Origin of the sequence: Saccharomonospora halophila 8 (genome assembly GCF_000383775.1) — a bacterium.
Taxonomy (GTDB): domain Bacteria; phylum Actinomycetota; class Actinomycetes; order Mycobacteriales; family Pseudonocardiaceae; genus Saccharomonospora; species Saccharomonospora halophila.
Genome location: NZ_KB912547.1, coordinates 18,977 through 23,205, shown reverse-complemented (window position 1 = coordinate 23,205; position 4,229 = coordinate 18,977). Strand labels below are relative to the sequence as shown.

Annotated in this window: 5 protein-coding genes; all 5 read right to left on the bottom strand. The window is 70.0% G+C overall.

Features of this window, described 5'->3' with window-relative positions; all coding sequences use genetic code 11:
* Window positions 1–161: 161 nt before the first annotated feature.
* Complete coding sequence (locus tag SACHA_RS0111115) at window positions 162–395, bottom strand: hypothetical protein (RefSeq protein ID WP_019809719.1); 234 nt, start codon at window positions 393–395, stop codon at window positions 162–164.
* 603 nt (window positions 396–998) lie between these two features.
* Window positions 999–1,604, bottom strand: a complete 606-nt coding sequence (locus tag SACHA_RS0111110; RefSeq protein ID WP_028663085.1) for a TIGR03086 family metal-binding protein — start codon at window positions 1,602–1,604, stop codon at window positions 999–1,001.
* Between the two features lie 50 nt (window positions 1,605–1,654).
* A complete protein-coding gene (locus tag SACHA_RS0111105) occupies window positions 1,655–3,091 on the bottom strand; it encodes an MBOAT family O-acyltransferase (protein WP_019809713.1) in 1,437 nt (478 codons plus the stop codon).
* Window positions 3,092–3,226: 135 nt separating this feature from the next.
* Window positions 3,227–3,826 carry a DJ-1/PfpI family protein gene (locus SACHA_RS0111100; protein ID WP_019809710.1) on the bottom strand — a complete coding sequence of 200 codons (600 nt, stop codon included), beginning with the start codon at window positions 3,824–3,826 and terminating at the stop codon, window positions 3,227–3,229.
* A gap of 20 nt (window positions 3,827–3,846) precedes the next feature.
* Window positions 3,847–4,229, bottom strand: a 383-nt coding sequence (locus SACHA_RS21575) for a 23S rRNA (guanosine(2251)-2'-O)-methyltransferase RlmB (protein WP_039738720.1), incomplete at its 5' end; no start/stop codon positions are given.

The window sequence follows — 4,229 nt, the reverse complement described above, 5'->3', positions numbered from 1 at the left end:
ACCGCGCACACCGCGCACGGCGCGGCCCCCAGGCGCGCAACGCGGCCAACACCCGCCGCATCACCGCCACCTCCGGCGGAGGCAACCCCGCCGCGTCCGGATCCACCACCGGCCACCGGGGCGGATCCGAACCCACCCGGCCCAACAGCACCGTCGGCACCTCACCATCCACCGTCCCCACCCTCGACCACCCGACCCGCACCACCACCGTCGAGCTCCTCGGCACGGGAGGCCATGTCGATGGCGAGGGTGAACAGTGCGGTGGCCATGTCCGCGAGCCGGTCGGCCGGAAGCTCACCGCCGTCCTGGTGCTGCATGAGGTCGATGACGACCTCGCCGAGATTGCGATTGACCGTCGCGAGGCGGGCGAGGAGCTTCCGGTCCTTGGTGATCATCGGCCACACCCCTCGCAGAGGCTGGTGTCCGGGTCGGGGATGACGTGGGCGAGGGAGTACCCCCGGCAGGTGTTGGTTCCGGTCCGGCCGATGACGCAATGCTGCACGCCGTTACGGGTGGTCCGTGGGTCGGGCGGTGTTCCTGTCCTGCGCATGCCTTCCTCCTCCGGTACGAGCGCGCAGACTATCGGCTGCATCGGATGCATATCGATAGATGAGATGCACACGACTGGATGAGTTGCGATGCGGTGGGAATGCTGCATGCGTGGCACGCGAGGACAGACCGGTCGGAAGTGGCGAAGCGGCTCGCGCGCTCGGTGTTCACCGGACGACGTTGCTGCGCTGGTGGCAGGACGGGAAGGTGGAACCGCTCTACACCACGCCCGGCGGTCAGGCCCGCTGGTCCATGCCGGAGCTACGCCGTCAACTCGGCGGACACTGGGCGCGTGGCGATCAGCTGTGAGAGAACAGGACGGTTCACGCTGTCCCGTAGCGGAGCACGGTAGCGGTTGACCCACCGACGCACAGGTTCCGCATCAGCCTGTTCAACTCCTCCACGGCAGCTCGACGATCTCGGGGACTGTCCGGGGTCGGCCGCACTCATCAGGGGTTGCCGTCGGAGCTCCATTGCGGGTCGCGGCCGATCAGGCCGAGCAAGCGGTCCTGGAGCGGCGCGCTCTCGGACACCGCGACCTCGGGACCGAACACCACGACACCCGGGCCGAAGGCCTCCGGTGTCCGCATCTTCTCCAACAGTTCGTTCGGAAGCGCCGAAATGGATGACCAGATGCGCTCCACGGCGTCGGCGTCCATGGTGTCGTCCTGGCCGGTGGCTCGGGCGAGGTCCCAGCCATGCAGCACCAGATCGTCGGTCAGGGTTTGATCGACATGTTGCTCGGCCGACATTCGACCACCCGGGGTGTCGCACTCCGTGTGGGCCGACTCGGGAGTATCGAGCAGAGCCTCGACATCGGCACGGGCACAGCGGAAGGCACCGAGCGTACTGTCCTCCACCGACGGCGCGGTACTGAGCTCCCGCCCGAGGGGCCGCAACATCACGCCATGCATGAAGATGATGTGGCTGACCACGTCCCGAGCCGACCACGATTCGCAGGGCGACCGGTTGGCCCACTGGTCCGGCCGCACAGCAGCGACTTTCCTCTCGAACGCGTCAGCGTGCCTTCGGTAGCGATCGGCGATCTCAGCCACGGCATCCAACTTCCTCTCTCCGTGACGAAGCCGCAAGCGGGGGCAACCAGCTAGAACTGGTAGTACAGGAACGGGCTGAAGGTGCCGCCCGCGACGAGAATCGCGGCGTAGGCGACGCCGACGGTCATGACGCCGACGCGCAGGACGGTGGCCGTGCGGGTGCGGGCGGCCTCCAGCGTCGGGCCGGTGACCGGCCGTGTGGGGAGGGCGAACACGGCGAGCGCGGCGAGGAGGATGACCAGGCGCTGGTTGGTCAGCGCGGTCTCGACGAGGTCGGTGAGGCCGCCGGTGTCCGGCACCAGCATGTGGCCGAGCATGGTGAACGCGGCCCCGAGGTCGGGGGCGCGGAAGAACACCCACCCGATGACCACCAGCACGGCGGTGAGTACGCGCCGGGCGATCCGACCACGGCTCCCGGTGGGGGAGGAGTCCCGGCCGCTCGCACGCTCGATCACCAGCAGCATCCCGTGGTACACACCCCACACCACGTAGGTCCAGGCCGCGCCGTGCCAGAAGCCGGTCAGCAGGAACACGATCCACAGGTTGCGGTAGGTCCGCGCCGCGCCGTCGCGGCTGCCGCCCAGCGGGATGTAGACGTAGTCGCGGAACCAGCGGGACAGCGACATGTGCCAGCGCCGCCAGAACTCGGTGATCGTCACCGAGGAGTAGGGCCGCGCGAAGTTCTCCGGCAGCCGGAAGCCCAGCATCCGCCCCAGCCCGATCGCCATGTCGGAATAGCCGGAGAAGTCGAAGAACAGTTGCAGCGTGAAGGCGAGCGCGCCGGTCCAGGCGATCGCGAACGTCATGTCGTCGCCGGGAGTGGAGAAGCAGGCGTCCACGACGGGCGCCAGCGAATCGGCGATCACGGCCTTCTTGCACAGGCCCAGCGCGAACCGGGGGAATCCCGCGGCGATGTCGTCCAGCCGGTGCGAACGCTGCTGCGGCAGCTGGTCGGCGATCTCGTGGTAGCGCACGATCGGCCCGGCCGCAAGCTGCGGGAACATCGAGATGTAGGTGCCGAACGCCACCGGTTCCCGCAGTGCGGGACGCTCACCCCGGTAGATGTCGACCACGTACGAGATGTGGTGGAACGTGAAGAACGAGATGCCGATCGGCAGTGCCAGTTCCACCACGGGAACGTTCCCGCCGAAGAGGCCGGCGAAATGCGCGATCTGTTCGGTGGCGAATCCCGCGTACTTCCACACGAACAGGATCGACAGGTCGAACGCGACCACGCCGAACAACAACCGCCGTCGCCGGACGGCGTCCCGCGGATTCCACGGGTCGGGCTCCAGCACCCGGCCGACGGCGAAGTTGACGACCATGCAGGTCAGCAGGAGCAGGGTGAACGCGCCCGCGCCGGTCGCGTAGAACAGTAGGCTGCCGACCGCGACGATGCCGTTGCGCCAGCCGCGTGGCAGCACCAGCAGTGCGACCAGCACCGCGGGCATGAAGAACCACAGGAAGAGTGGCGACACGAACGACATCCCGCGGGCCCCCTGCTCACGATCCGGCACCGTGACCCTAGCCGAGGCGATCCCCCGCCGGAGTGAGATACCGGGGACCGTGGCGCGGGCCATGTGGGCGTGGCGTGCCCCGACCCCGAAGCGGTGTTCGCCGGTCTACACCGGCGGTTCCGGGTCGTACTGGATCGCGCGGCGCACGGCGCGGGCGTGTTCCGTCCCGCCCAGCCGGGCCACCAGGTGCAGTGCCATGTCGATCCCGGCGGACACCCCGGCCGAGGTGACGACGTCCCCGTCGTCCACGAACCGCTCGCCGCGCCGGACGTCGATCGTGGCGTCCAGTTCGCCCAGCAGGTCGAGCGACGCGTGGTGGGTCGTCGCCGGGCGGTCGCGCAGCACACCCGCGGCGGCGTAGACCAGCGAGCCGGTACACACGCTCGTCAGCAGCGGCACCGCGTCCCACTGGGCCCGCACCCAGTCGATCCGGACCTCGTCCCGGAGGTGCGTGCGGGTGCCCGGCCCGCCCGGGTAGAGCAGCGCGTCCAGCGCGGGCGCGTCGGCGAACGAGTACCCGGCGTGCAGGTCGAGGCCCTTCGCGCCGTGCACCACGTCGCCGTCCGGGCTCAACGACACCACCGACCAGCCGTCCTCCGGGAACGCTCGCGTCCAGTGCGCCAGCACCTCCCACGGGCCGACCGCGTCCAGCTCGGCCAGGCCGTCGAAGAGCACGATCCCGAGCGTCCGCGGTGCATCGGTCATGCTCCGCGCTGCCCGGCTCGTCAGGTCCGGCCCGCCGCGCGGCGCCTGCGGGCCACCTCGGACAGCAGCACCGCCCCCGCCACCGAGGCGTTCAACGACTCCACCCCGGTCGCCATCGGGATGGACACCGTGACGTCGCACGTGTCGCGCACCAGCCGGGACAGGCCCCGCCCCTCGGAGCCGACCACGACCACCAGCGGTTCGGTGGCCAGGTCGAGGCCGTCGATGTCGGTGGAACCGTCCGCGTCCAGCCCGGCGATCATCAACCCCTCGTCGGCCCACGTCCGGAGCTGGCGGGTGAGGTTCGGGGCGACACCGATCGGCATCCGGGCCGCCGCGCCCGCGCTCGTGCGCCAGGCCACCGCCGTCATGCTCGCGCTGCGCCTGCGCGGCAACAGCACCC

Excerpts from the sequence above, each read along its gene's own strand:
- SACHA_RS0111115 (WP_019809719.1), bottom strand. The coding sequence starts at position 395 with ATGATCACCAAGGACCGGAAGCTCCTCGCCCGCCTCGCGACGGTCAAT.
- SACHA_RS0111105 (WP_019809713.1), bottom strand. The coding sequence starts at position 3,091 with ATGTCGTTCGTGTCGCCACTCTTCCTGTGGTTCTTCATGCCCGCGGTG.
- SACHA_RS0111100 (WP_019809710.1), bottom strand. The coding sequence starts at position 3,826 with ATGACCGATGCACCGCGGACGCTCGGGATCGTGCTCTTCGACGGCCTG.